Annotated in this window: 26 protein-coding genes and 1 pseudogene; 15 read left to right on the top strand and 12 right to left on the bottom strand. The window is 71.4% G+C overall.

Annotated elements, in window-relative coordinates; genetic code table 11:
* Nucleotides 1–91 precede the first annotated feature (91 nt).
* The 3 genes from ABZ215_RS36595 to ABZ215_RS36585 form a co-directional block, all read right to left on the bottom strand.
* A complete protein-coding gene (locus ABZ215_RS36595) occupies nucleotides 92–742 on the bottom strand; it encodes a hypothetical protein (protein WP_027932844.1) in 651 nt (216 codons plus the stop codon).
* 150 nt (nucleotides 743–892) lie between these two features.
* Nucleotides 893–1,168: a winged helix-turn-helix domain-containing protein gene (locus tag ABZ215_RS36590; RefSeq protein WP_354955032.1), complete on the bottom strand. Its 276-nt coding sequence runs from the start codon at nucleotides 1,166–1,168 to the stop codon at nucleotides 893–895.
* A 199-nt stretch (nucleotides 1,169–1,367) separates the two neighbouring features.
* Nucleotides 1,368–3,062 (bottom strand): GGDEF domain-containing protein, encoded by a 1,695-nt coding sequence (locus tag ABZ215_RS36585; RefSeq protein WP_354955030.1) that lies wholly within the window; start codon nucleotides 3,060–3,062, stop codon nucleotides 1,368–1,370.
* Between the two features lie 122 nt (nucleotides 3,063–3,184).
* Here ABZ215_RS36585 and ABZ215_RS36580 point away from each other — a divergent pair, with 122 nt between their 5' ends.
* The 4 genes from ABZ215_RS36580 to tsrT all read left to right on the top strand — a co-directional run bounded on the left by ABZ215_RS36580 (nucleotide 3,185) and on the right by tsrT (nucleotide 7,854).
* Nucleotides 3,185–4,585 carry a tryptophanase gene (locus ABZ215_RS36580; protein ID WP_354955028.1) on the top strand — a complete coding sequence of 467 codons (1,401 nt, stop codon included), beginning with the start codon at nucleotides 3,185–3,187 and terminating at the stop codon, nucleotides 4,583–4,585.
* Nucleotides 4,586–4,750: 165 nt separating this feature from the next.
* Nucleotides 4,751–5,749: an AraC family transcriptional regulator gene (locus tag ABZ215_RS36575; protein WP_354955026.1), complete on the top strand. Its 999-nt coding sequence runs from the start codon at nucleotides 4,751–4,753 to the stop codon at nucleotides 5,747–5,749.
* A gap of 81 nt (nucleotides 5,750–5,830) precedes the next feature.
* Nucleotides 5,831–6,115: a helix-turn-helix transcriptional regulator gene (locus ABZ215_RS36570; RefSeq protein ID WP_020419524.1), complete on the top strand. Its 285-nt coding sequence runs from the start codon at nucleotides 5,831–5,833 to the stop codon at nucleotides 6,113–6,115.
* Between the two features lie 83 nt (nucleotides 6,116–6,198).
* Nucleotides 6,199–7,854 carry a tryptophan 2-C-methyltransferase gene (gene tsrT, locus ABZ215_RS36565; protein ID WP_354955024.1) on the top strand — a complete coding sequence of 552 codons (1,656 nt, stop codon included), beginning with the start codon at nucleotides 6,199–6,201 and terminating at the stop codon, nucleotides 7,852–7,854.
* Nucleotides 7,855–7,997: 143 nt separating this feature from the next.
* Here the strand turns inward: tsrT and ABZ215_RS36560 are convergent, their stop codons facing one another.
* Nucleotides 7,998–9,161 (bottom strand): glycoside hydrolase family 3 N-terminal domain-containing protein, encoded by a 1,164-nt coding sequence (locus ABZ215_RS36560; RefSeq protein WP_354955022.1) that lies wholly within the window; start codon nucleotides 9,159–9,161, stop codon nucleotides 7,998–8,000.
* A gap of 138 nt (nucleotides 9,162–9,299) precedes the next feature.
* On the opposite strand from ABZ215_RS36560, the gene ABZ215_RS36555 reads away from it, so the two are divergent.
* The 4 genes and pseudogenes from ABZ215_RS36555 to ABZ215_RS36540 all read left to right on the top strand — a co-directional run.
* Nucleotides 9,300–9,587: a DUF6343 family protein gene (locus tag ABZ215_RS36555; protein ID WP_020419527.1), complete on the top strand. Its 288-nt coding sequence runs from the start codon at nucleotides 9,300–9,302 to the stop codon at nucleotides 9,585–9,587.
* 28 nt (nucleotides 9,588–9,615) lie between these two features.
* Nucleotides 9,616–10,257, top strand: a complete 642-nt coding sequence (locus ABZ215_RS36550) for a phosphoribosyltransferase family protein (RefSeq protein WP_020419528.1) — start codon at nucleotides 9,616–9,618, stop codon at nucleotides 10,255–10,257.
* A complete protein-coding gene (locus ABZ215_RS36545; RefSeq protein ID WP_237338366.1) occupies nucleotides 10,254–10,871 on the top strand; it encodes an alpha/beta fold hydrolase in 618 nt (205 codons plus the stop codon). Before ABZ215_RS36550 ends, ABZ215_RS36545 begins: the two co-directional genes overlap by 4 nt.
* A 49-nt stretch (nucleotides 10,872–10,920) precedes the next feature.
* Nucleotides 10,921–11,409, top strand: a pseudogene (locus ABZ215_RS36540) (IS5 family transposase); the annotation flags it as partial.
* A gap of 82 nt (nucleotides 11,410–11,491) precedes the next feature.
* On the opposite strand, the gene ABZ215_RS36535 reads toward ABZ215_RS36540, so the two are convergent.
* Entirely contained in the window at nucleotides 11,492–12,334 is an 843-nt protein-coding gene (locus tag ABZ215_RS36535; protein ID WP_020419531.1) for an SAM-dependent methyltransferase, read from the bottom strand.
* A 30-nt stretch (nucleotides 12,335–12,364) separates the two neighbouring features.
* Nucleotides 12,365–13,045: a TetR/AcrR family transcriptional regulator gene (locus ABZ215_RS36530; protein WP_237336274.1), complete on the bottom strand. Its 681-nt coding sequence runs from the start codon at nucleotides 13,043–13,045 to the stop codon at nucleotides 12,365–12,367.
* Nucleotides 13,046–13,170: 125 nt separating this feature from the next.
* Here ABZ215_RS36530 and ABZ215_RS36525 point away from each other — a divergent pair, with 125 nt between their 5' ends.
* On the top strand, nucleotides 13,171–13,614 hold the full coding sequence (locus ABZ215_RS36525; RefSeq protein WP_020419533.1) for a nitroreductase family deazaflavin-dependent oxidoreductase: 444 nt from the start codon (nucleotides 13,171–13,173) through the stop codon (nucleotides 13,612–13,614).
* Here ABZ215_RS36525 and ABZ215_RS36520 read toward each other — a convergent pair.
* On the bottom strand, nucleotides 13,598–14,434 hold the full coding sequence (locus tag ABZ215_RS36520) for an alpha/beta hydrolase (protein WP_020419534.1): 837 nt from the start codon (nucleotides 14,432–14,434) through the stop codon (nucleotides 13,598–13,600). The genes ABZ215_RS36525 and ABZ215_RS36520 overlap by 17 nt on opposite strands.
* A 47-nt stretch (nucleotides 14,435–14,481) precedes the next feature.
* Here ABZ215_RS36520 and ABZ215_RS36515 point away from each other — a divergent pair, with 47 nt between their 5' ends.
* On the top strand, nucleotides 14,482–15,024 hold the full coding sequence (locus ABZ215_RS36515) for an ABATE domain-containing protein (protein WP_354955019.1): 543 nt from the start codon (nucleotides 14,482–14,484) through the stop codon (nucleotides 15,022–15,024).
* Nucleotides 15,025–15,080: 56 nt separating this feature from the next.
* On the top strand, nucleotides 15,081–15,833 hold the full coding sequence (locus ABZ215_RS36510; protein ID WP_237336271.1) for an SDR family oxidoreductase: 753 nt from the start codon (nucleotides 15,081–15,083) through the stop codon (nucleotides 15,831–15,833).
* 51 nt (nucleotides 15,834–15,884) lie between these two features.
* Here the strand turns inward: ABZ215_RS36510 and ABZ215_RS36505 are convergent, their stop codons facing one another.
* The 3 genes from ABZ215_RS36505 to ABZ215_RS36495 all read right to left on the bottom strand — a co-directional run bounded on the left by ABZ215_RS36505 (nucleotide 15,885) and on the right by ABZ215_RS36495 (nucleotide 19,252).
* On the bottom strand, nucleotides 15,885–17,744 hold the full coding sequence (locus ABZ215_RS36505) for a multicopper oxidase domain-containing protein (RefSeq protein ID WP_354955016.1): 1,860 nt from the start codon (nucleotides 17,742–17,744) through the stop codon (nucleotides 15,885–15,887).
* A gap of 75 nt (nucleotides 17,745–17,819) precedes the next feature.
* Nucleotides 17,820–18,446, bottom strand: coding sequence for a DUF998 domain-containing protein (locus tag ABZ215_RS36500; RefSeq protein WP_354955014.1), 627 nt, complete (start codon nucleotides 18,444–18,446; stop codon nucleotides 17,820–17,822).
* 59 nt (nucleotides 18,447–18,505) lie between these two features.
* On the bottom strand, nucleotides 18,506–19,252 hold the full coding sequence (locus ABZ215_RS36495; RefSeq protein WP_354955012.1) for a hypothetical protein: 747 nt from the start codon (nucleotides 19,250–19,252) through the stop codon (nucleotides 18,506–18,508).
* Between the two features lie 62 nt (nucleotides 19,253–19,314).
* Here ABZ215_RS36495 and ABZ215_RS36490 point away from each other — a divergent pair, with 62 nt between their 5' ends.
* Together ABZ215_RS36490 and ABZ215_RS36485 are read left to right on the top strand one after the other, a co-directional pair.
* Nucleotides 19,315–19,524, top strand: a complete 210-nt coding sequence (locus tag ABZ215_RS36490) for a helix-turn-helix domain-containing protein (RefSeq protein ID WP_354955010.1) — start codon at nucleotides 19,315–19,317, stop codon at nucleotides 19,522–19,524.
* Nucleotides 19,524–20,051: a Clp protease N-terminal domain-containing protein gene (locus ABZ215_RS36485; protein WP_354955008.1), complete on the top strand. Its 528-nt coding sequence runs from the start codon at nucleotides 19,524–19,526 to the stop codon at nucleotides 20,049–20,051. Before ABZ215_RS36490 ends, ABZ215_RS36485 begins: the two co-directional genes overlap by 1 nt.
* Here ABZ215_RS36485 and ABZ215_RS36480 read toward each other — a convergent pair.
* A complete protein-coding gene (locus tag ABZ215_RS36480; RefSeq protein ID WP_237336266.1) occupies nucleotides 20,043–20,666 on the bottom strand; it encodes a hypothetical protein in 624 nt (207 codons plus the stop codon). The two genes, ABZ215_RS36485 and ABZ215_RS36480, sit on opposite strands and share 9 nt — an antisense overlap.
* A 61-nt stretch (nucleotides 20,667–20,727) precedes the next feature.
* Here ABZ215_RS36480 and ABZ215_RS36475 point away from each other — a divergent pair, with 61 nt between their 5' ends.
* Complete coding sequence (locus tag ABZ215_RS36475) at nucleotides 20,728–22,149, top strand: PLP-dependent aminotransferase family protein (protein ID WP_354955006.1); 1,422 nt, start codon at nucleotides 20,728–20,730, stop codon at nucleotides 22,147–22,149.
* Between the two features lie 411 nt (nucleotides 22,150–22,560).
* On the opposite strand, the gene ABZ215_RS36470 is transcribed toward ABZ215_RS36475, so the two are convergent.
* Nucleotides 22,561–23,355 (bottom strand): hypothetical protein, encoded by a 795-nt coding sequence (locus tag ABZ215_RS36470; RefSeq protein WP_354955004.1) that lies wholly within the window; start codon nucleotides 23,353–23,355, stop codon nucleotides 22,561–22,563.
* Nucleotides 23,356–23,643: 288 nt separating this feature from the next.
* Between ABZ215_RS36470 and ABZ215_RS36465 the strand changes: the two genes are divergently transcribed.
* On the top strand, nucleotides 23,644–24,186 hold the full coding sequence (locus ABZ215_RS36465) for a sigma-70 family RNA polymerase sigma factor (RefSeq protein WP_354714687.1): 543 nt from the start codon (nucleotides 23,644–23,646) through the stop codon (nucleotides 24,184–24,186).
* The last annotated feature ends 150 nt before the right edge of the window (nucleotides 24,187–24,336 follow it).

Genomic DNA, 24,336 nt, shown 5'->3' with positions numbered 1-24,336 from the left:
ATCAACGCCCACTGCTCATCCGAGAGCATCTGAAACCGCGACACGACCAGCAGCATCCCAGCCACCAACCGCGATCTTTGTCAGACACGCCCTAGTCCTCGTCCTGGCCGGGCCACCACTGGTCGAGCAGCTCCATGCGCGCGTCGACCAGGGCGGGGTTCCTCAGGTCGACCAGGTGGACTCCCCGCCAGCGCTGGAATCCGATGCTCTCCAGCATCGCGCCGGCGCGCAGGCTCGACAACTCCGCGGTGATGCGGTCGGCGCCGGGGAGGGCGAAGTCCAGCGGGGAGACCCGGCAGGCGGCCAGGCGCGCGTTCGGCGACAGGATCCGCAGCGCGCTCGCGATCAGCGCGGCGCCGAGGCCGTGCCCGCGCCACGGCTCGGTCAGTTCGATGCGCCTCAGGATCACCATGCGCGGCGGTCCCTGGCTGATGCGCGCGTCCAGCTCGGGGTGCAGCTTGCCCTGGTCCGGGTCGATCACCGTTTCCGCGATGAACTCCAGCGCCCATTCGCCGAGCACGACCGAATCCAGCAGATTCCGTTCCTTGGTCAGATCGGCGATGACGAGCGCGATGTCGCCGACGTGCCGGAGCTCGTCCGGGCAGACGTCGAGTTCCGACACCTCCGCTCTGGCGTCCCATTGTTCCGGCTGCTCGTCCTCGTCGTCGATCTGCCACCAGAATCGGCGGTGTTTCAGCTCGAGTTCGATCGACAGAGGGTTCGCCGGCAGATCAGGAACCACGACCCCTCCTCGGCGTCATGCGAATGCTGATGCACGTGCAACCGCACTCTAGATGACGGCGGCGGGAAATGCTGCCGGGGTGGGATGAGCGGAAGCCGTCCTTTTCCGGTATTGTGCGCGATTTCCGCCCGGACAACGGGTGAAAGGCGTTCACAAATCCCCCCGGTTTGCTCTTCTCCGGGCTTCGTCGGCGATGAAGGTGCCCTTTGAGCGGATGGTGAACACCAGGCCGCGTTCGCGGAGGATCTGGGTTGCGTGGCGCGCCGTGCCGAGTGAGACGCCGTACTCGGTGGCCAGCCGTCGTTCCGCCGGCAGCGGCGTGTTCGGGCGCAGCTCACCGGCCTCGATGCGGGCCTCCAGGTGGTCCGCCATCATCTCGTAGATGTACCCCGGCTTCGCGGTGGGATCGAACTCTGGGACGGTCACGGGAGGAAGGTAGAACGGCGTTAAAAAGGGCGGATTTCACGGTTGCTCCAAGATGCGCCTGTGCGCGCTATGACGGGGTTGATCACGAAGACGCCTGCACTGTCACCCTACCGGGTGGCGAAATGCGAAACGGTCGCCGAATTCGTCAGTTGTTCACTGTCGTCACCCGGGCGGGTTAGCCAGAACGGGCGCACAATTGTCAGCGGACTTGATTCGGGACTCGCAATGAGTCGTGGCCCTGTCCACGCAGTATCTCGAAACGGTCGGTGCCTGGCCAGCTGTTCACCCAGCTCGACCCCGGCACGTCCTTCGCGCGCTTCTTCAGCGGCGCCAGCAGCCGGGAAACCTCGCGGTAGGACTTCGCCGCCGTGCCGGCGCACACGACCGTCGCCAGCGAGACCGTGACCGTCAGGTGCTCGGCCGTCCACGGGGTGCCCAGCAGGGTGTCCGCGACGGCCGGGATCTCGTCGATGTCGCAGGCGATCAGGAAGTCGTCGCCCCCGACGTGGCTCACCGTGACACTGCGCAGCTTCGCCGCCAGATCCGTCAGCGTCCGTCCCAGCGCCCGGATCAGGTCGTCGCCCGCCGCGAAGCCCACCGTGTCGTTGATGCGCTTGAACGAGTCGACGTCCAGCCACGCCACGACGAGCGGCCGACCCGCGGCGATGCGGCGGTCCACCTCGCGCGCGACGGTGTCGCTGCCCGGCAGCCGGGTCAGCGGGTTCAGCGCGGCCGCCTCCTCGATCTTCGCCTCGGCCATCGCGCGCACGATCTCGGTCACGAACACCACGCCGAGGCACTCGCCGTCCGCGCCGACCACGATGATGTCGTCGGCGGTGCGGGTCAGGTCGGCGTCGGCGACCAGGTCGAGCAGCTCCAGCGCGCCCGCTCCGGTGCGGATGGTGCGCGGCGGGTCGGCCAGCCGCGCGGCCGCCTTGTTCGCGTGCAGCGCGTGCCCGTACGGGCCGGTCAGGTCCAGCAGGAACCGGGCGCGGTCGATCGACCACCGCGGCCGTCCGGCGGGGTCGATCCCGACGATCCCGCTCGGCGCGTCGTGGTCCAGCAGCACCCGCCGGACTTCGTCGCACGTCGCGTCGTCGGGCAGCGTCGTCGCGGGGTGCCGGAAGTCGTCCACGCGCGGCGCGGCCGCCCCGGTCAGCGGCACCGGCGTCGCGGGCCCCGGCGGCGCGGTGACCAGACCGGAGGGCATCGCGTTGGCGCGGGCCGGGGCGAACAGGTTGCCCTGCACGATCCGCACCCCGAGCCGCCGCGCCGCCGACAGCTGCTCCTCGGCCTCGATCCCGGTCGCCACCAGCCGGATGCCGGTCCGCGAAGTGAAGTGCACGAGCGACTCGACCAGCGCGACCGCCGCCGCCTCGCCGGGCAGCCGCCGCAGCGTCGTGCGGTCGAGCTTGACCAGGGCTACGCCGGCTTCGGCGAGCAGGTTCAGCGGCAGGTCGCCGGACCCGAGCCCGTCGAAGGCCAGGCGGAAACCCAGCTCGGCGAACCGCTCCAGTCCGGCGAGCAGCGCCTTCGGCGAGACGCCGTGGAACGGCGCGCCGATCTCCAGCACGATCTCCCGTGGACGGCGACCGGTGCGCCCGAGCGATTCGAGCAGCGGGTCCAGCACCAGCTGCGGCGCCGCGGCCGACAGCGCGGTCAGGTTCAGGTGCAGGGGGAGGAGCGTCTCGTGGGTGGCCTCGGCGAGGACCGCCTGCGCGGCGAGGCCGGCGTCGACGTGGACCAGGCGTCCGCGGCGCTGGGCGGCGCGCAGGAGGTCGTGGATCCGCCCGGTGGCGGGCCGGGCGAGGGCTTCGACACCGACGACGCCGCCGGTGTACAGGCTGTAGAGCGGTTGAAAGGCGAAGCCTACGTCGTCGGCCGCTGCTTCCACACGTGAATCCTCCGCCGTCGCCGGGCCGGGCGGCCCGTTCGCGCGCCGATTGTGTCCCAGCTCACCATGGGCCCGAACTGGCCCCTACCGCCACGCCCGGCGGTCGCTCCAGGCTGGTCTGGTTGTCCGAATTGACCAGCGAGGAGCCGCCCGTGCCGCCCTTCATGGAGCCGTTCCGGATCAAGGCGGTCGAACCGATCCCGTTCCCCACCGCGGAGGAGCGCCGCGACGCGCTCGTGGCGGCAGGCTGGAACCTCTTCCGCGTGCCCGCCCGTGCCATCACCATCGACCTGCTGACCGATTCCGGCACGGCGGCGATGTCGGCCGCGCAGTGGTCCGCGCTCATGCGTGGCGACGAGTCCTACGCCGGCGCGCGGTCGTTCGAGCGGTTCGAGGCCGTCGTGCGCGACCTGACCGGCTACGGCGAGATCCTGCCGGTCCACCAGGGACGCGCGGCCGAGCGGATCCTGCTCGGCCTGCTGCTGCGGCCCGGCGACATCTCGGTCAGCAACACGCACTTCGACAGCACGCGCGCCAGCGTGGAAGCGGCCGGCGCGCAGGCGGTCGACCTGCCGGTGCCGGTCGCGCCGGGGGAGCTGAACCCGTTCGGCGGCGACCTGGACACCGGCAGGCTGCGGGACCTGCTGCGCACCTCGGCCGACCGCGTGAAGTGCGTCGTCCTCACCATCACCAACAACGCGGGCGGCGGGCAGCCGGTCTCGGTGCGCAACGTCAAGGACGTGCGGCAGCTCTGCGACGCCCACGGCGTTCCGCTCTACCTGGACGCCTCGCGCTTCGCCGAGAACGCGTACCTGGTGACCGAGCGCGAGGACGGCTACGGGCACCTGTCGCCGCGCGAGGTGGCCCGCGTGGTCTTCGAGCTCGCGGACGGCTGCTGGGCCAGTCTCAAGAAGGACGGCATGGCCAACATCGGCGGGCTGATCGCGTTGCGCGACGCCGGTCTCGCCGCCCGCGCCCGCGAGCAGCTCATCGCGTTCGAGGGGTTTCCGACCTACGGCGGTCTCGCCGGGCGCGATCTGGAGGCGCTCGCGGAGGGGCTGCTGGAGGTCGTCGAACCGGACTACCTGCGGTACCGCGCGGAGTGCGCGCGCTGGTTCGGCGAGCAGCTGGGCCTGGCGGGACTGCCGGTGCTGCAGCCGACCGGCTGCCACGCGGTGTACGTCGACGCGGGCGCGATGCTGCCGCACATCCCGCCGCAGCAGCTGCCCGCGACCGCCTTCGCCAACGCGCTCTACCTGGCGGGCGGGGTGCGGGTGACCGAGCTGGGGACGCTCGTCTTCGGCAGGCGGGACCCCGACGGCGGGCCGGACGTGCCCGCGCCGCGCGAGCTGGTGCGGTTCACGTTGCCGCGCCGGGTCTACACCCTGAGCCACCTCGAACACGTCGTCGACGTGGCCGAGGGCGTCTGGTCGAAGGCGGACCAGCTGACCGGCTACCGCATCGTCGAGCAGGGAGGTGCCCTTCGACAGTTCACGGCGGTCCTGCGACCGGCCGCCGAATAGTAAAACCCCTGATCAACCGGGGTCCGACGCGTCGGATGCAAATTGCACATGGCAAATTCGCCCGTTCGTCGGTAGCAATTGAACGGCCAACAACGGACAGTGGTGCATTGGAGGTGTATGGGAGTCGGCGCCACCGTACGTTGATCTTTTTCGACTGCCCGGGACATGACAGTACTGCCGTTGGACAAGTACCGGCTCTTCCACTCGCGAGACGTCGACGAGACCCGCGAGCGGGTGGGCCGCCTGTTCTGCCCACACTCGATGAACACGCTCGGCCGCAACCCGCGGCTGAACACCAAGGTCAACTGCCGTCGCCTGGAGAACGTGGCGATCGCCGTGGTCGCCTACGGCACCGACGTGCGCGTCGAACCCGGCGAGCTCGGCTCCTTCTACGTGGTTCTGGCTCCGGTGATCGGCCGGGGCATGGTCCAGTGCGGACGCGAGCAGATCAACTCCGCGCCGGACACGGCCGGTGTGGTCGGCACGGACGACCCGCTGCGGATGCGGCTGTCCGACGACTGCGCCCAGTTCGTCATCCGGATCGAGCGGCCGGCGCTGGAGGCGCGCCTGGCCGAGCTCATCGGCGGTTCGGTGTCGGAGCCCGTGCGGTTCCGGCTGGGCATGGACATCACCCGCGGCTACGGCCGCAGCTGGTACCGGGAGCTGGCCTACGGCGTCTCGGAGCTGGACCAGCCGGACACGATGCTCTCCCACCCCGCCGCCGTCGCGCAGTTCGAGCGCAACCTGATCACCGGGCTGCTGCTCGCACAGCCGCACAACTACACGGCGATGATCGAGGGCCGGGACCGCCCGGTGCCCTCGCGGTCGCTGCGGGCGGCGCTCGATCTGATCCACAGCCATCCGGAGGCCCCGCACACGCCGGGCAGCCTGGCCCACCAGGCCGGGGTGAGTGTGCGGGCGTTGCAGAAGGCTTTCCGGGAGCAGCTGGGCAGCTCGCCCAGCGAGTACCTGCGCGGTGTGCGGCTGCAGCGGGTGCACGACGAGTTGTCGGCCGCTCAGGTCGAGGTCACGACAGTCGGGGAAATCGCGAGCAAGTACGGGCTGATGCACCACGGCCGCTTCGCGGCGGCCTACCGGGAGCGGTTCGGTGAGTCACCCAACGCGACGTTGCACAGACGGTCTGGACGTCTACTGGAGTGTTAAGGGGCGAATCGTGCGTGATGAGGACAAAACCGTGCGCCGAACGGATCGTGTCGGCGGGGCGGCGCTCGTAGCTTCCGCGTCATGAGCGCCGACGCCGCCGTGGCCGCCCGCGACTCGATGCCGATCGGCCGGTTGATCCGGTCCGCGCGGCACGAGCGCGGGCTGACCCAGTACCAGCTCGCGGACGAACTCGTCACGGTCTCGGGCAACGAGAGCCTGGGCCGTGGCGAGGTCTCGCGCTGGGAGCGGGGCAAGCGCGTGCCCGGCCCGTACTGGCAGAGCCACCTGAGCCGGGTGCTGGAGGTGCCCCCGGACGAGTTGCGTGCCGCCGCGCGCACGGCGAAGCAGTGGCGACGGCGCCAGTGAAAAACAACCCCTGATTTCCCCATCCCGCTTTTGCCATTTTTGCAGCGAATGTTTTGCTCTTTTCGCGCAGGAGTGGGAGTCCCATGGGAAAGTCTTTGGTCACACTGGTCAACCCGAATCTGGTCCATCCCCCGATCACGCCGTACGCGCTGGACATCCTGACGACCTCGCTGGAGGCCGACGGGTTCGATGTGGACGTCGTGGACCTCACGTTCCGGCGGGACGACTGGTGGACCGTGCTGCGCGAGTACTTCGCGAGCCACACGCCGATGCTGGTCGGGGTGACCGTGCGCAACACCGACACGATCTACGCGCAACAGCAACGCGGTTTCCTCGCCGACCACCGCGCCATCATCGACGAGATCAAAATGCACAGCGCGGCCCCGATCATCGCGGGCGGTGTCGGTTTTTCCTCGATGCCGTTCGCGTTGGTCGACTATTTCGGCATTCCATTCGGGGTGAAGGGGCCGGGTGAGGGAATCATCGTCGGCCTGGCGAATGCGCTGTGGTCCGGGGAATCACCCGACACCGTGCCCGGGCTGCTGGTCAACCGCGGCGGCGGGCGCGTCGAGAAGGTCGTGCCGCAGCTCGGCCGCCGCGGCCGCCCGCTGTCCCCGCCGATCAACACGACCACGAGCTACACCCGCCGGTCCGGGGAGCCGTGGAAGGTCGACAACCTGCGCTACTACCGCGGTGGCGGGCTCGGCAACATCCTGACCAAGAACGGCTGCGCCTACTCGTGCGCGCACTGCGTGGAGCCGGACGCGAAGGGCACCCACTTCACCCGCCGCGCCGTGGAGTGCGTGGTCGACGAGATGGAGGCGCTGACCGCGCAGGGCGTGTACGACCTGCACACGACCGACAGCGAGTTCAACCTCGTCATCGCGCACAGCAAGAACGTGTTGCGCGAGATCATCCGCCGGCGCGACACCGACCACTCCACGCCGCTGCACAACCTGAAGCTGTGGATCTACGCGCAGCCGACGCCGTTCGACGACGAGCTGCTCGACCTGCTGGTGCGGGCCGGGTGCGCGGGCATCAACCTCGCGCCCGACCACGTGCGCGACGACGTGCTGGACGGCTGGAAGGTTTCCGGCGGCGGCCGCCGGTTCTACACCTTCGACGACGTGCGCGTGTTGTGCGGCAAGATCGCGAAGGTCGAGCTGCCGGTGATGGTCGAGGTCCTGCTCGGCATGCCGGGGGAGACGGCGGTGACGATGACCGAGGCGGTCCGCCGCACGCTCGACCTGGACGTCGCGGTCGCCGGTTACAGCCTCGGCATCCGCGCGTTCCCGTACTCGCCGCTGGGGATCCGGATGGCGGAGCAGTGCGCCGGCCGCCGCACGCTGCCCGGTCTGCAGTCGGACTCGGCGGTGGAGCCGATCGTGCTGAAGCCGCGGGCGATGTGCGATTCGATCGTCGAGTACGAGCGGCAGTTCGCCTTCGACCGCGACGGCCGTTTCCGGCCGGTCTACTTCCTGTCGCCGGACCTGCCGGAGGACCCGGCGACCATCGCGTCGCCGAACGGGCGGTGGGTGAACAGCGTGCAGATGCTGTGGGACCTGGTGCCCGCGTCGGAGTACCACCGCGTGATGCTGCCGACCCTGCCCGGCATCACCGAGGACGACAACAACTACGCGGACAACCCGTTCCTGCTCAAGCTCATCGAGCTCGGTTACACCGGGGCGTTCTGGTCGCACTGGCCGCAACGGCACGAGATCATGCAGGGCGCCGCCTGACCAGGGACTATTTCGATCCGAACACGAGACCTTGAGCCGCCGCGAACGTTACGTAGACTTTCCCGCGGCGACACGCCCCAGATCCCGCTGCGCCGGCCGGTTCCTCAGCGTCGAGGAGCCGGCCGGCGCAGCCGCCCCACTTCTCAGCACGCGTGCTTCGCGCGCAGGACCGTGGTGAGCGCGTCGGTCACCCGCTCGGCGGACAGCGTCCCGTCGGCCGTCGCCTTCTCCATCGCGTCCAGCACCGTCGTCACGCGGCCGCCCGAGGACCACAGCGCCTGGTCCGCGCCGGACTGCACGGCCTTCACCACGGCCTGCGGCAGCGGGTAGCGCTGGGTCACCGCCTTCATCGCGCCCAGGTCGTCGGTCAGCACCGGGCCGTCGAAGCCGAACTCGCCGCGCAGCAGCTGGTAGGCCGCGGGCGACAGCGACGCGGGCTCGCCACCGGTCAGGCCCGGCACATCGAGGTGGCCGACCATCACGGCGGCGGACCCGAAGTCCGCGAGGTTGCGGTAGGGCAGCAGGTCGTTCTCGCGCAGTTCGTCCAGCGGCGGGGTGGTCACCGAGCCCTTGTGCGAGTCGCCGGTCGCGTGCCCGTGACCGGGGAAGTGCTTGACCACCGGCTGGATCCCGGCGTCCTCCAGGCCGGCGGCGAAGGCCTGCGCGTAGCGGCGGGCGGTGTCCGGGTCGGCGCTGAAGGAGCGGTCGCCGATGACGTCGCCTGCGGCGGCGTCGGTGAGGTCGAGGACCGGCGCGTAGTCGACGGTCACCCCGCGTGCGGCCATCGCCCGCCCGCGCTCGCGCGCGAGCTCGCGGACCTCGCCGGTGGTCATCGTGGCGGCCATCTTGCGGGCGCTGGGGATCGACCCGTCCAGGTCGTCGAGCCGCTGGACGCGGCCGCCCTCGTCGTCGACCGCGACGGACACCGGCAGCCGCCCGGCCTGCTGGACCTGGTCGAGTGCCTTGTTCTCGAGCAGCGCGGTGGCGTTGCCGCCGAGGAAGATCCCGCCGACCTGCTCGGTGCGCACGAGGTCGGCCGCGCCCTGCGGGTCGGACGCGTCGACCCCGACGACGACCAGCTGCGCGAGCCGCTGGCGGGGCGTGAGTTCGCCGATCACGGTGGCGCACGCGTCCGGCCCCTCGGCGGCGGCGATGCGCGGCTGCGGCGGCGGCGCGGTGGTCGGAGCGGCGGCCGGGGGCTGCTGCTCGGCCTCGTCGCCGCCGGCGTAGACGACCACCGCGGCGAGCAGGGCCCCGGCGGCCAGTACGAGCAGCAGTCGCCGGGTCAGGTGCTTGGCCGGCCTCATCGGCGTTGGGTGTTCCTTCCTGGCGGAATGGGGTTCGCGGCCACGGTAACCCAGTGCGCGGCGAGCCAAACGGCTCGTCGCCGGACCGGGTGAGGGCGGCCACGTGTCCGCGGCGGGCCCGGCGGGTAGCCGGGGAGCATGCGAATCCCGCGTGAGCGGCCTCGCAGCCGCGAGGAGTACCAGCGGGGCCTGCCGGACTACCACGATCCGACCGCCGGTTTCGGTGGCGCCGCGCCGGCGTACAGCGCGCTGACGCTGCGGATCTGGCTCGCCGCCATCGGCATCCTCCTCGCCGCCGGGGCCGCCGTCCTGTTCGCCACGATCGAGATGTGGTGGGTGACGGTGCTGATGTCCCTGGTGGCGGTGGGGATGGTGATCGACCTGGCCTGGGTCGTGCACCGCAAGCGCCGCGGTGAGCCTGGTTGACGATCTCCGGCAGGGGTAGACCTGTGGCATGAGGCGGCGACACGAGTACCGCGACCGCCACGAGGCGGGTCTGCGGCTGGGTGAGCTGCTCGCCGAACGCGAGTGGCGCGATCCGCTGGTGCTGGGGCTGGCGCGTGGCGGGGTGGTCGTCGGTCACGCGGTCGCCCAGGTGCTGGGCGCGCCGCTGGACGTGGCGGTCGCCCGCAAGATCGGCGCGCCCGGCCAGCCGGAGTTCGGCGTCGGCGCGGTCACCCCGGACGGCCCGCCCTACTACGACGAGCGGTCGCTGTCGATGCTCGGGCTGCGGCCGGCGCAGCTGGAGGCGGTGTGCCGGGCCGAACGCGCCGAAGCTCGCCGCCGCGCCGTGGTCTACCAGCGCGGACGTCCGCCGCAGCCGCGGACCGGACGGGACGTGCTGGTGGTCGACGACGGGCTGGCGACCGGCGTGACCGCGCGGGCCGCGTTGCGGGCGTTGCGCGCGGACCGGCCGCACAGCCTGGTCTTCGCCGCGCCGGTGTGCGCGCCGGACGCCGCGGCGGCGTTGAAGAGCGACGCCGACGAGGTGCTGTGCCTGCTGGCGCCGCACGGTTTCCGGTCGGTCGGGCAGTGGTACGCCGACTTCCGCCAGACCGGCGACGACGAGGTCATCGAACTGCTGGAGACGTCATGACCGTTCCGCTCACCGTCGACCCCGGGCTCCAGGGCGATCTGACGGTCCCGTCCGACGCGATCGGGGTCGTCGTGTTCGCCCACGGTTCGGGCAGTTCCCGGCACAGCGCCCGCAACATCGCGGTGGCGCGCGAGCTGCAGGACAACCGGTTCGCCACGCTGCTGTTCGACCTGCTCAGCCCGGACGAGGACCACGGCGACCGGCGGTTCGACATCGACCTGCTGACCGAACGCCTGCGCGCGGCGATGGCCGAGCTGTCCCGGCGCGCGGAGACGGCCGGGCTGCCGCTGGGCCTGTTCGGGGCGAGCACCGGCGCGGCGGCCGCACTGCGGGCCGCGGCGGCCGAACCGGACCGCGTGCAAGCGGTCGTGTCCCGCGGCGGACGCCCCGACCTGGCCGGCGACGCGCTCGCCCAGGTGCGGTGCCCGACGCTGCTGATCGTCGGCGCGCGGGACGAGGAGGTGCTGCGCCTGAACCAGTCGGCGGCCGCCGAGCTGGGCGGACGGCACGACATGGAGATCGTCCCGAAGGCGACGCACCTGTTCGAGGAACCCGGCGCGCTGGAGCGGGTCGCCCAGCTCGCGGCCGCCTGGTTCAGCGAGTACCTCCCCTAGGACGTGTCCTCAAAGTTGGAGATTCGACCTGGTTTGATCTTGGGTTGCGGTGCGTGGGCACGAGCTGACTGATGAGCAGTGGCAGGTGATCGAGCCATCGCTGCCGGCGTCGGGGACGAAGGGACGTCCGCGGGTCGATGACCGCCGGGTGATCAATGGGATGTTGTTCAAGGCCGAGACCGGGGTGGCTTGGCGTGACTTGCCGGAGCGGTATGGGCCGCGGAAGACGGTCTACAACCGGTTCTGGCGCTGGTCACGCACCGGCACTCTGTCCGCGTTGGTGGCACGGGTTCGTGTGATCGCCGAGGCGATTGACGAACTCGACCGCGAAGTCTCGGTCAATTCCAGCATCGTGCGGACGCATCAGCACGCTGCCGGCGCCCGCCGCATGACTGCGTCCCACACAGGGGGAAGCGCACTCGTGCGGCGGGCACAGCGAACCACATGATCATGCCATCGCCGGTCCCGCGGCGGACCAACCACCAAGATCCACCTCGCCTGCGACGGCCACGGACGGCCCTTGTCGATCCTGTTGACCGGCCCGATTCGACAAGACCGCCACCTCCTACCGGAGCATGATCGACCTGGCCACACTGCTCATCTGGCTTTGAGGACAGGCCCTACGGCTTGCGGGCCACCGCGGCGAGGATGCGTGACTTCGACGGCGCGTCGGCGAACAACGCGTTCTCGTCGGGGTGCCACTCAGGCGCGTAGACCAGCCCCGGCTCGACCAGTTCGAAGTCGCCGTAGAACTTCAGGAACTCTTCCCGCGAGCGGTACTGCCCGGGGTTCGTGGTGGTCTCGTAGTAGGCCTTGAGGTCGTCCAGCGCCCGGCGCTCCTCGTCGTCGGCCGGGTTCTCGTCGGTGAGCTGGCACATGATCAGGAACGACCCCGGCGCGAGCTGCTCGCGGTAGAAGTCCAGCGCCTGGTGCGGCTGCTGTTCGTCCTTGATGAAGTGCAGCACCGCGTTGATCACCAGCGCGACCGGCTGCTCGAAGTCGATGACCCCGGTCTCGCCGACCCGCTCCCACAGGTCGACCGGCTCCAGCAGGTCGCCCGCGATCGCGTGGTGGCGGTCCGGGTCCGCCGTGTCGGCGAGCAGCAGCTGCGAGTGCGCGAGCGCGATCGGCTCGTTGTCGATGTAGACGACGGTGGTGTCGTGCTCCGGGCGGGCCTCGTCGGCGACCTCGTGCACGTTGCCCGCGGTCGGCAGGCCGGAGCCGATGTCGACGTACTGGTGGATCCCCGACTTCGACGCGTACCGCACGGCGCGGCCGAGGAACTGACGGCACGCCACCGCGGAGTCGGGGATCAGCGGGAGCCGCGCGCGGACCTTGTCGCCGAACGCGCGGTCGATCGCGTAGTTGTGGTTCCCACCGATGAAGTAGTCGTACACCCGGGCCGCCGACGGCCGGTCGAGGCTTCCCTCGACGGCCCGCAGCACCTCGTCATCCGCCGCCATGCGACGAGTCTGCCACAACGCGTAAACCCTTCACGGCAGGCCGACGAAAGCGGCCGATTGCCCTGCCGTGTAGGCGAAATAGGCGTCCGCGGGATCCGCCGTGTTGGCGTACTGGCCGAACAGCTCGAAGCTGATGGCGCCGAAGAGGTGGGTCCACGCGGTCATCAGCCGGACCAGGTCCGCCTCCGGGAGCGACGTCCCGAGCGCGGTCTGGACCTTGCGTGCCTGTTCGGCCAGCTCGACGGGCAGCGGCGGGCCGGGCATCGCGGGCGCGAGATCGGCGGACTCCATGACGCGGACCAGCGCCAGCGCCACGCGGCCGGCAGGCGTGATCGTGTCCTGCGGCGCCTGGTAACCGGGTACCGGCGAGCCGTAGATCAGCGAGTACTCGTGCGGGTTCCGCTTCGCCCAGTCGCGGGTGGCGGCCCAGATGCGCAGCCAGCGATCGCGCGGTGCGGCGGACGGGTCGTCGGCGCGCTCGGCCGCTTCGCCGATCTCGTTGTAGGCGTCGATGATCAGCTCGGTCAGCAGGTGGTCGCGGCTCGGGAAGTAGCGGTAGAGCGCGGAGGACACCATGCCCAGCTCGCGGGCGACGGCCCGCAGCGACAGCCCGTGCGGGCCGACCTCGCCGAGCTGGCGGCGCGCCTCGTCCTTGATCTCGCGGGTCAGTTCGGCGCGGGCCCGTTCGCGCGCGGTCTTGCTGGCTGGCATGTCGTCGAGTGTGCCATGCGAGAGAGCGCCGAACAAATTAGAGAGCAGTGCTCTTGACAGTCGCTCCGCCGAGGTGTTCACTGATCTCAACAGAGAGCACCGCTCTCGCAGAAGGGAGAACCCAGGTGGACCGCTACCTCAAGCCCGGCAAGGGTGACAGCGTCTTCAACGTGGCCGTGCAGTTCCTGACCAAGCTGGGCGTGAGCCTGGCGGGCAGCCGGGTGCTGCTGGTCCGCGGCCGCAAGTCGGGGGAGATCCGGTCGACGCCGGTGAACCTGCTGAAGGTCGGCGGGCAGCGCTACCTCGTCGCGCCGCGCGGGCAGACGCAGTGGGTGCGCAACCTGCGCGCGGCGGGCGAGGGTCAGCTGCGCGTCGGGCGCCGCGTCGAGACGTTCCGGTTCGCCGAGCTGGCCGACGACGAAAAACCGGTGATCCTGCGCGCCTACCTGAAGCGGTGGGCGTGGGAGGTCAGCCGGTTCTTCGAGGGCGTCGACCACCGGTCGCCGGACGAGGTGCTGCGCGGCATCGCGCCCGGCTTCCCGGTCTTCCGGATCACAGAAAGCGCTTGAGGTGCGCGAGCAGCGCCTCCGGTTGTTCCTCGGCGAGGAAGTGGCCGCACTCGGGCAGCCCCTCGCCGGTGACGTCCTCGGCGTACTCCCGCCAGATGTCCAAAGTGGGCAGTGAGCCGAGCAGTCCGGCCTGTCCCCACAACGCGAGCACCGGCATCGCGAGCTTGCGCCCGGCGTCTGCGTCGTCGTGTTCGGCGTCGTCCGGGAAGGACGCGCGGTAGTCGTCGAAACCGGCGCGCAGGGCGCCCGGGGCGGAGAACGCGCGGACGTACTCGGCGATCGCCTCCGGGGCGAGGCCCTGTCGCTGGTAGGTCCAGCGCTCGAAGAAGTACCCCAGGTAGGCCGCGATGTCCTTGCCTGCCAGCAGTTCCGGCAGGTCGGGTTGCAGGTGGAACAGCCAGTGCCAGTAGCCGCGGCCGACACCGGCGTCGAGCCGCCGCCACATCTCGCGCGTCGGGATGATGTCGAGCACGGCCAGGCGCTCCACCTCGTCCGGACGGTCCAGCGCCCACCGGTGCGCGACCCGGCCGCCGCGGTCGTGCCCGACCACGCTCGCCGAGCCGAAGCCGAGCTCGTGCAGCAGGGCCGAGACGTCGGCGGCCATGGTGCGCTTGTCGAAGCCCGTCCGCGGTTTGTCGGTGAGCCCGTAGCCGCGCAGATCCGGCGCGATGACGGTGTGCTCCCGCGCGAGCGAGTCGAAGATCCGGTGCCAGCAGTAGGAGGTCTGGGGCCAGCCGTGCAGCAGGACGACCGGCGGACCCTCGCCGGCTCGCCGGTAGTGCATGCGGATGCCGTTGACGGTCGCCATGTGCGAGTCCATGTCTCACCTTCCTAACCGGTTATATGGGTTAGAGTACACTGGACCCGGTGAAGGCGCAGTGGGTTTTCGACGGCGGCCGCCCGTGCCTGGACCTGGTGAACACGCTCCGGGACCGGCACCGCGGCGGTCGCGAGCTGCTGACCTCGCCGTCCACGCTGGTCGAGTGGCTGGTGCTCGCCGGTCTGCTGCCCCGGCCGGTGCCCGCGTCGCCGGACTCGCTCGCGGCGGCGATCGCGCTGCGGGAGGCGGTCGACCGCGTCGCGCGGGGTGAGGGGCGGCCTGCCGACGTCCGCCTGCTGAACCGGCACGCGCGCAACGCGCCGGTGCCGCAGTTGCGCATCGACGGCGACGGCGTCGCGCACCGGCGGCTCGACGCGCCGGACCCCGTCGAAGGGGCGTTCGGCGCGCTGGCGGTGGACGCGATCGACCTGGCGACCGGCGAGGCCGACGTCCGGATCTGCGCGTACCACGACTGCGGGCTGCGGTTCGCGGACACTTCGCCGAAGCGCAATCGCCAGTGGTGCTCCATGTCGCGCTGCGGCAACCGGGCGAAGGCACGCGCCCACTACGCCCGCACCCGCGGCCGTTGACGCTCTTCCGCCTCGCCTTGTAGTTTGAAACGCACGTTTCAGGGAGGCGGTGGCTGATGGGTGCGCAGCGGACCGCGCTGGTGACCGGTGGCGCCACCGGCATCGGCGCCGAGATCACCTCCCGGCTGGCGGCCGAGCGGATGACCGTCTTCGTGGTCCAGCGGACCGAAGAGGACGCGAGCGAAGGCCGGAAACTCTTCGCGGAACACCCGTTCGCCGAACTGATCCAGGTCGGCGCGCACGACCTCGCCACCGGCGGCGGCTGCCGGGACGCGGTGGCCGAGTGCGTGCGCCACTTCGGACGGCTCGACGTCCTCGTGAACAACGCGGGCATCAGCGGCTACGCGGCCTTCGGGCCGGTGGAAAGCGCGAGCGACGAGCTGATCGACCGGATCGTCGACACCAACCTCAAGGCGCCGCTGCGCCTGGCCCGTGAGGCGTTCGCCCAGCTCGTCCTGAACCAGGGCGTGATCGTCAACATCAGCTCGATCGCGGAGTTCCAGGCCCAGCGCGACGTGCCCGCGTACGTGGCGAGCAAGGCCGGGCTCGGCGGACTGACCAGGGCGCTGGCCTGTGACCTCGCCCAGCACGGGGTCCGCGTGGTCGGCGTCGCGCCGGGCGACATCGCCACCGGAACCAGCCGCAGCCCGGACTACACCGCCGCCGTCGGGCTGGTGAAGGAAACCCCGCTCGGCTTCGCCGGGGAACCGGCCGACGTCGCCGGTCTCGTCGCCTGGGTGATCTCGTCCGAGGCCCGCTACGTCACCGGCACGACGATCGTCGTCGACGGCGGTCGCACCGCGTTCTGACGCGGCAACCGGCGGCGCCCCGCACCCAGGGACGCCGCCGGCCCGGTCACCTCAGTGACCGCCCCCATGAGACGACCCGGGGTGGACGTGGAACCGCGCCACCTCGGGCGGGTGCACGACGAACGGCCGCATCATGCCTTCGTCCTCGTGGTCGAGGATGTGGCAGTGGTACATGAACTCGCCGGTCGCCCCGGTGTGGTGACCGGCCACGCTCACCCACTCGCCCGCCTGTACCTGGAAGGTGTCCTTCCAGCCCTCTTCGTACTTCTCCAGCGGCCTGCCGTCACCGGGCACCGGCAGCGGCGCGGGCGTCCCGCCGACGGCCGGGTCGAACCCGATCACGTTCCCCGCCGCGTCCAGCGGGTAGGCGCGGCGGGTCAGGATCTGGAACTCGGCCAGGTGGATGTGCATCGGGTGGGTCGGGCCCCCCAGGTTGACGAAGTTCCAGATCGCCCACCGGTCGTGGTCGATGAAGAACGTGGTGGTGTCGTCGAACAGGCTCGCCACCATCCGGAAGGTGCGCACCGCGCCGTCCGCGGGATCGGTGAGCTGGATGAACCCCTCGGCCGGGAACTGGGCGGGCAACTCCGCCGGGTCGGTGACCTCCTGCAGCTCCCACATCTGCGGGTGAGCCTCGCCCGCGGTGCCCGGCGGGACCAGCGCGACGAAGACGTGGTCGTGGTCCTCCGGCACGGTCGTCCCGTGGTGCAGCCGCACGTACGACCGCGAGACGACCTCGGGCAGCGTGAACTGGTCGTGCCGTTCCCGGTTCTCGACCCGGAACTGCATGACGTCCGGCTCGGTCCGGTCGGCCAGCGTGTCCCGCAGCGTCAGGCTCTGCCCCTGGTACCGGCTGAAGTCGATCAGCACGTCCGCGCGCTCCGCCGGCGCCAGCACCAGGCCCGCCGCCGGGAACGCGGCCGGCGCGGGCAGCAGACCGCCGTCGGTGCCGATGATCCGGACGCCGTCGTTGTTCACCGCGCCGGTCTCGTCGACGAGGTTGAGCCGGTAGAACCGCGAGTTCGACGCGTTCAGCAGCCGGAACCGGTACCAACGCGCGTCGACGTCCAGGTGCGGCCAGATGACCCCGTTGACCAGCGTGAACGGCCCGGTGAACTGGATCGGCACCTTCGGCCCGTCGGGACCGGCCGGCGTGATGAACGGGATCTTGAACAGCAGCTGCCCGGTCAGGGCGCCGGTGGCCGGATCGGTGTCGAGGTTGCGGTCGGTGATGATCAGCGGGATTTCGCGGTCGCCAGCGGGCAGGCCGAGCGCGTCCTCCTCGTCGTCCCGGATCAGGTACATCCCGGAGAGCCCGGCGAAGACGTTGAAGCGGGTCACCGCCATCGCGTGGTCGTGGTACCAGAGCGTGGCGGACTGCTGGCCGTTCGGGTACTCCGCGAGCTGGGACGCGCCGCGCAGCACCGCGTTGTGCGCCCAGCCGTCGTTGCCGCCGCCGGTGCGCGCGCCGTGCAGGTGCACCACGGTCCACGCGGGCAGAGCGGACACGCCGTCGATGATCTCGGCGCCCGGCTGCGGTGTGCCGTCCGGGTTGCGCCAGCCGGGTGTGCGCACCGGCGCGGTGATGTCGGCGATTTCGGCGTGCTGCCGGACGGCGACCACCGGGATGGTGCCGTCGATGTCGTTGCTCCAGCTGACGCGCAACTGCTTGCCGCTGCGCACTTCGACGGTCGGGCCGGGGAACTGGCCCTCGTAGGCCCACACCTCGGTTTCCGGCAGCTGGCTGTGCAGCCGGACCCGTGAGCGGACCATGTTGACGGTGATTTCGTCCTGGTGCCACCAGGAGTGCGGCCGGATCAGCGGCGGCACCCGCAGCGGGTCGGCGAACTTCGTGAGGCCGAAGCCCGGCCCGGTGAGCGTCGCTGCTGGTTGCGTGATGACGTCGGTCATGAAGTCTTTCCCCCCAGAAAGCCCCCAGTTCGGCCGGACCATCCCGGCCCTTGCTGGAACAGAGGGCGCCGGGGGTCAGCTGGATACACGCTCCCGCGGTTTCGCCGGAACCGGCGCCGGAACCGCGACCACGCGGGCGATCGTGATCAGCAGGCCGACGTCCGCGGCGAGCGCGAGCCGTTGGCTGAGCCCGACGGGCAGCACGCCCGGAACCAGGTAGCTCACCCCGAACAGCAGCACACCGCCGAGCGTCAGCAGTGTCAGCCGCACGACCGCGGGGTGGGTCCGCAGGCCGGCGGGCAGGGTCCAGCCCAGCGCGGCGAGGCTCAGGAACGCGATGGCGCAGGCGTATTCGTGGATCTGACCGCTCACCGGGTCGAACCGTTCCGGGTAGCTGGCGGGGAAGAACGCGGCCGCGACGAGCCCGGTGGACCAGGCCCAGAACAGCACCTGGGTGGTCCGGCTCAGCCGGTGGCCGGCGGCCTTGAGCGCCGCGAGCAGCGCGACGGACCCGACGGCGATCGCGATCATGCTCGCGCCGAGCAGGCCGACCCCGCCGTCGGCGAGCGCGTAACTGGACAGGGTGTCCGACACGGGGTTGCGGCCGCTGACCACGTGCAGGATGAAGGCGGTGAACAGTCCCCAGCCGATCGCCACGTTCGCCGCGAGCAGCCAGGGCCGGGCTCTTTCGGAAATCCCCATGGAAGCAGCTTTCCGCTGTGCGGCCCGCGGAAGATCCGGAGAAGTCCCCGATCTTTCCCCTAGGGTCGCCCGAACTCGACGAGCACCAGCGCCTGGTCGTCGTGGCGCTTGGCCCGCGGCCAGCGCGTCCCGTCCGGATCGCCGTCCTCGGCCGCGCGGACGCTGTCGAGCACCGCGTCCACCCCGCGGGCGCGGGCCAGCCGCAGGGCTTCGGGCCAGGTGAACAAGCCGTAGTCGTCGACACCGCAGGACACGCCGTCGGTGGCGAGCAGGACGGCGTCCAGTGCGGCGCGCTGCCAGCTGCGGGTCAGCGCGTGGTCCGCGGCCGACGGATCGGCTTCGGCGACCCAGAACCCGCCGGGCCGGTTGCGCAGCGCCCGCACGGCCTGCTGCGTCCGCAACCGCCCCGCGCGGCGCAGGGTGGCCAGCCGGTCGTCGGCGAGCACGTCGGCCGACTGTCCGAACGCGACGATCGGGCTGTCCGCCAGCACCAGGGCGTCCACCCGGTCGTCGTCCCAGCGCAGCATCGCCACGGTGCTGGACGGCGACGATCCCGGGCGCAGGCCGTGTTCCCGTGCGACAGCGGCGATCGCCCGCGCCAGTGCGGGACGGAGATCGCCGGGCAGTTCCCGTTCGAGCTGCGCCGCGAGGCGTTCGGCGTACCAGCCGCCGGAGGGCTGGTCCGGGTCGGCCGAGGTCGCGCCGTCGAGCACCGCGACGGCCCGGTCCAGCACCACGACCCGGTCCTCGGTGGGGCGCGGGCGGCCGTCGAGGCCGACGCCGGGCCGTTCGGCCACGTGGATCACCCGACCGACCCTAGCCGTCAACCTTGGTTGACAAGGTGGTGGTGTCAACGTAGGTTGACGTCATGACGAAGGCAACCGATCTGGCCGCCCGCGCCGGCGACCGCGATCCCCAGGTCGGCCTGCGTGCCGTGGCCGCACTGCGGCGGCTGCTCGAACAGCTCGAAGCCGTGCAGGTGCGCAGCGCGCGGGCGCAGGGCTGGTCGTGGCAGGAGATCGCGGCCGAGCTGGGCGTGAGCAGGCAGGCCGTGCACAAGAAGTACGGGAGGCAGTGATGTTCGAGAAATTCACCGCGGACGCCCGCGAGGTGGTCGTCGAGGCGCAGCAGGACGCGATCCGCCTGGATTCGGAGCGGATCGACCCGCTGCACCTGCTGGTCGCGCTGCTGCACTTCCCGGAGAGCAAGGCGGCCCGCCTGCTGACCGGGTTCGGCGTGGCGCTCGACGACGTCGCCGCCGAAACCGCGCGCGTGCGCCGCCGCGGCGGGATCACCGAGGCCGACGCCGAGGCGCTCGGCGAGTTCGGCATCGACGTCGACGCGATCCTCGACCGCGTTGAGCAGGCGCACGGGCCGAACGCGCTCGCCGGTGGCGGCGGCGGTCGGAAGCGGCGGCACATCCCGTTCGCCGACGAGTCGAAGAAGGTGCTGCAGGTGTGCCTGAAGGAGGTGATCTCCTTGGGCGGCAAGGAACTCGGGAGCGAGCACATCCTGCTCGCGCTCACCGCGCTGCGCGGACCCGCCGCCGACGTCCTCGCCCGGTTCGACGTGGACGCGCGGCGGGTCCGGCAGGCGCTAGCGTGACTCGCGCCAGGTGACGTGGGGGAGGAGCGCCTGCGTGAGTGGCCCGATCGCGAGCGCGTAGAGCACGGTGCCGGCGCCGACCGTGCCGCCGAGGAACCATCCCGCCGCCAGCACGGTGAGCTCGATGCAGGTGCGCACCGAGCGGACGGACCAGGTGTTGCGGGCGGCCAGCCCGGTCATCAGCCCGTCGCGCGGGCCGGGGCCGAGCCGGGCGCCGACGTACACCGCGGTCGCCACGGCGTTGAGCACGACGCCGCCGAGCAGCAGCGCGATCTGCCAGCCGAGTGCGTGCTGGTCGGGCAGGACGGCTCGCACCAGGTCGACGGTCACCGAGATGACCAGCACGTTCATCACGGTGCCGAGCCCGGGGCGCTGCCGGAGCGGGATCCACAACGCGAGCACGCCGACCGAGGCGATGGCGACGACGGTGCCGAAGCTGAGCCCGGTGCGTGCGGCCAGTCCTTCGTGCAGAACGTCCCACGGGGACAGGCCGAGCCCGGCGCGCGTCATCATCGCCATGCTCGTGCCGTAGAGGGCGAGACCGCCCATCAGCTGGGTGAGCCGGCGCGCGGGGCTGACCGAGACGCGCACCGGCCGAAGATCGATTGCAGTCACGCGACCACTTTGCGGCCAGTTGGACTGGATAACCAGAGCCAATTCGGGATAATTGGCTGTCATGGACCCCATTGGCCGGATTTCGGCCCGCAGATTGGCCCTTGTGCTCGGCATGTGGCGTCGAAGTGGTTCGCGTCACGGCGCCGCGGACCTCGCGGCGGCGATCGAGCTGGGCGTCCTCGACGGCCAGTTGCCTGTCGGCACCCGGCTGCCCTCGGAGCGGGAGCTGGCCGAGGCACTGGACGTCAGCCGCACCCTGGTGGCGGCCGCGCTGGACCGCCTGCGCGAGGCGGGACTCGTGGCCAGCAGGCGGGGTGCGGGATCGTGGATCACCAAGCCGCGGGGGAAGACACCGGAGCCGGTGTCGCCGGACGTGCCGCAGGCGATCGACCTCGTCCGCGCGGCGACGCCGGCGGCCCCGGGGGTGATGGCCGCGGTCGACCGCGCCCGGCTGCTGCTCGTCGACGAGCTGGGGCGGCACGGCTACACCGGCACCGGCCTTGCGTCCCTGCGCGAGCGGATCGCCGCCCGCTACACCGCGCGCGGCCTGCCCACCTCGCCAGGGCAGATCCTGATCACCAACGGCGCGCACCACGCGTTCGTCCTGGTGCTGCGGATGCTGACCCACCCCGGTGACCGGGTGCTGGTGGAGCAGCCGACGTACCCGAACGCCCTGGACGCGATCCGCGCCGCGCACACGACGCCGGTGCCGGTGGCGCTCGGCGAGCACGGGTGGGACCTGGCGGGGGTGGAGGCCGCGGTGCGCCAGACCGCGCCCCGGCTCGCGTACCTGATCGTCGACTTCCACAACCCGACCGGCTACCGGCTCGACGCGTCCGGGCGGGCGGAGCTGGGGGCGCTGCTGGCCCGGACGCAAACGCATGCGGTGGTGGACGAGACGTTCGTCGAGCTGGACCTGGAGGGGGATGACGGGCCGCCGCCGCTGGCCGCGTTCGCCGGGGACTGGGCGATCACGGTCGGCACGGTGTCCAAGTCGCACTGGGGCGGCCTGCGGATCGGCTGGATCCGGGCGCCGGAGGAACTGGTGACGCGCTTGACCTCGGCGCGGTTCGCGTCCGACCTGGGGTCGCCGGTGTTCGAGCAGCTGGTGCTGGCGGAGTTGTTCGACGCGGGCGACCCGGACCCGGCCGCGCGCCGGGCCGTCCTGCGCTCCCAGCGGGACGCGCTGACCGAGGCCCTGCGGCGGGAGCTGCCGGACTGGCGGTTCCGCGTGCCGTCGGGCGGGTTGTCGCTGTGGTGCCGCCTGCCGGAACCGATGAGCACGCGGCTCGCGATCGCCGCGGCCAACCACGGCGTGCAGATCACGCCCGGTTCGAGGTTCAGCGCCCAGGGCGGGCTGGAGCACTGGTTGCGGATCCCGTTCGCGCAGCCGGCGGATCGCTTGACCGACGCGGTGACCCGGCTGGCGCTGGCGGCGGCCTCGGTGCGCGTGCAGCCTGCCGACGACCTGCCGGTGGCGTGACGGGTTCCGGAAGAACAGCCGGTGCGCTGGTCGTCCGTTCGCCGCTCCAGGGAGGAAGTTCGGCGAAGACGTCCAGCGCACCGGCTGCGGGACGCCCAGCCCGGATCGCTCCGGGCCGGGCTCCACGGTGACCCGCCGGCACCGCCCCTCGACGTGCCGGCGGGTCATCGCGGCTAGGCGCGCATCGGGCTTCTGCTCGGCGCGGTGAGCGGAAGCTCTCGACACGTGCCCGGTGGGGCCCCGGCGTCGCGGGGGCATCGCGACGCCGGGACCAGCGCCCGATCCGGCCAGGCGCGGTTGGCCGGTCGGGAAGACTGGGATTCGGCCCTCGGGCGGCAGAGGTGTGCTGCGGAGGGGCCCGCTAGTTGATCTTGTTGTGGACGCGGGTCGCCTGTGTGAACGGGTCTCGCGTCAGTCGGGCGAGGTGGGCGGCAGGCCCGCTACGGTGCCCATACCCACGAAACCGCTGGTCAGCGCTCCCACGATCGGCTGAACCGGGGCAGCGGAGGCACGCGGGCCGAGGACGGCCAGCAGGTCGCGGCTGCCGTTGCCGGAGTCGTGGGAAACGGTGATGACGACGCCGGGATCACCCGGGTCGGTGGGTGCCGGAGCCGGCGGGGCGTTGTCCGCGCGCACCGGATCCGGGATGTCTTGGTGCCGCGCCGGCGCTGTCGCGTGCTTGACGGCGGGCGCGTGGTGCGTGACCGCTTGCACCGGCGCGGGGCCCGGCTCGGCGGGAGGCTGCGCGGGAGGTTCGACGGGAGCCGGGGGCGCGGGCGCCGGTTCGGTGACGGCCGGCTCGCTGTCCACGGTTCCGGTGTCGGCCGGTTCGGACCGCTCCGGTGCCTTCGGGGTGATCGTCTGAACGGTCTCGTCGACGATTCCGGTGATCGGCTGCGTCGCTTGGTCAGCCGTTTCGGTGACGGTCGTCAGTGCCGATTCCGCCGTGTCGGTGACGGTCGAAAGTGTGGTGTTCACCGTGTCGGTGACGACGTCGACGAGTCCGGTCACCGTGCCGAGGAGGTTCGGCTGCTGTTGCGTGGCGACGGTGTCCGGTTCGGACGGCGCCTCGTCGGCGGCGGCCGATGGCGCGCCGAGGACCGCGGTGAGCAGCCAGCCCGCGAGCACGAATCCGCCCGCGAGCAGCAGCTTGAGTTCGACCGGAAGTGTTCGCGCGGAGTGGCGCGCGCTGATCGCGTCGCGCATCGCCACCACCACCGTCCACGAACGACTACGGAAAGTTTGTTCCGGCCTGGTCATCAGGTGTGCTGATCCCAGCCTGATTTCTCCTGCCGGTGGCGAGTGTTTCACCTCGAAAGCGATCGATCCAGCCCCGTACGGCGGAACCCTGGTTCCGCCTTCCGTGTGTCTCTTCGTTAGTTGATCACGCAACGTGTGCGTACTTTTACTCAACTTCTCGCCTACCAGCGGTTTTCGGGAGCTTCCGCACAGGCCGGGCCATCTGAGTCGGGACCGGTGATCGCGAGGGGTGCAATGACCGAAATCGAACTGATCGAGTTGCTGGCCCGGGCGTGGCGTGGCGACCAGGGCGCGTGGTCCGCGTTGGTGCGCGGGTTGTCGGTGGTGGTGCTGCGCGTGGCGCGGGCGCACCGGCTCGGTGACGCCGACGCGTTCGACGTCTGCCAGAACACGTGGGTGTCGCTGGCGCAGCTGCGGGAGCTCCGGGAGCCGGCCCGCCTACCCGCCTGGCTGGCGACGACGGCCCGCCGGCAGGCGCTGAGGGTGCTGGAGTCGCGGCGGCGGGAGATCCCAGCGGAGTGCGACCGGCCCGACGAGCTCACCCCGGAACGCCAAGTACTGGCCAGTGAGCGGGACGCCCTGCTACACCGGGCGGTGGCCCAGCTGCCGGCCGCCCAGAGGCGCCTGGTGGAACTCCTGATGCAAGACCCACCGGCCACACACGCCGATATAGCCGCCGAGCTGGGCATCGCGATCGGCAGCGTCGGCCCGACGCGCCGCAGAGCCCTCGACCGCCTACGCCGCTACCTGGAAGCCCACGGCTACGACCACGCCTGAGCCCGGGAGGCCCGGCCGCACACTGGACTCGCTGCGGCGACGTGCGAGCCGGAGGAGCGCGGCCGCGCACTGGTCTCGCTGCGGCGGCGTGCGAGGCGGAGAAGCGCGGCCGCGCACTGGTCTCGCTGCGGCGGCGTGCGAGGGGGGGGA

This window comes from Amycolatopsis sp. NPDC006131 (assembly GCF_040614175.1).
Lineage (GTDB): Bacteria > Actinomycetota > Actinomycetes > Mycobacteriales > Pseudonocardiaceae > Amycolatopsis_E > Amycolatopsis_E tucumanensis.
This window is presented reverse-complemented; position numbering and strand designations above follow the sequence as displayed.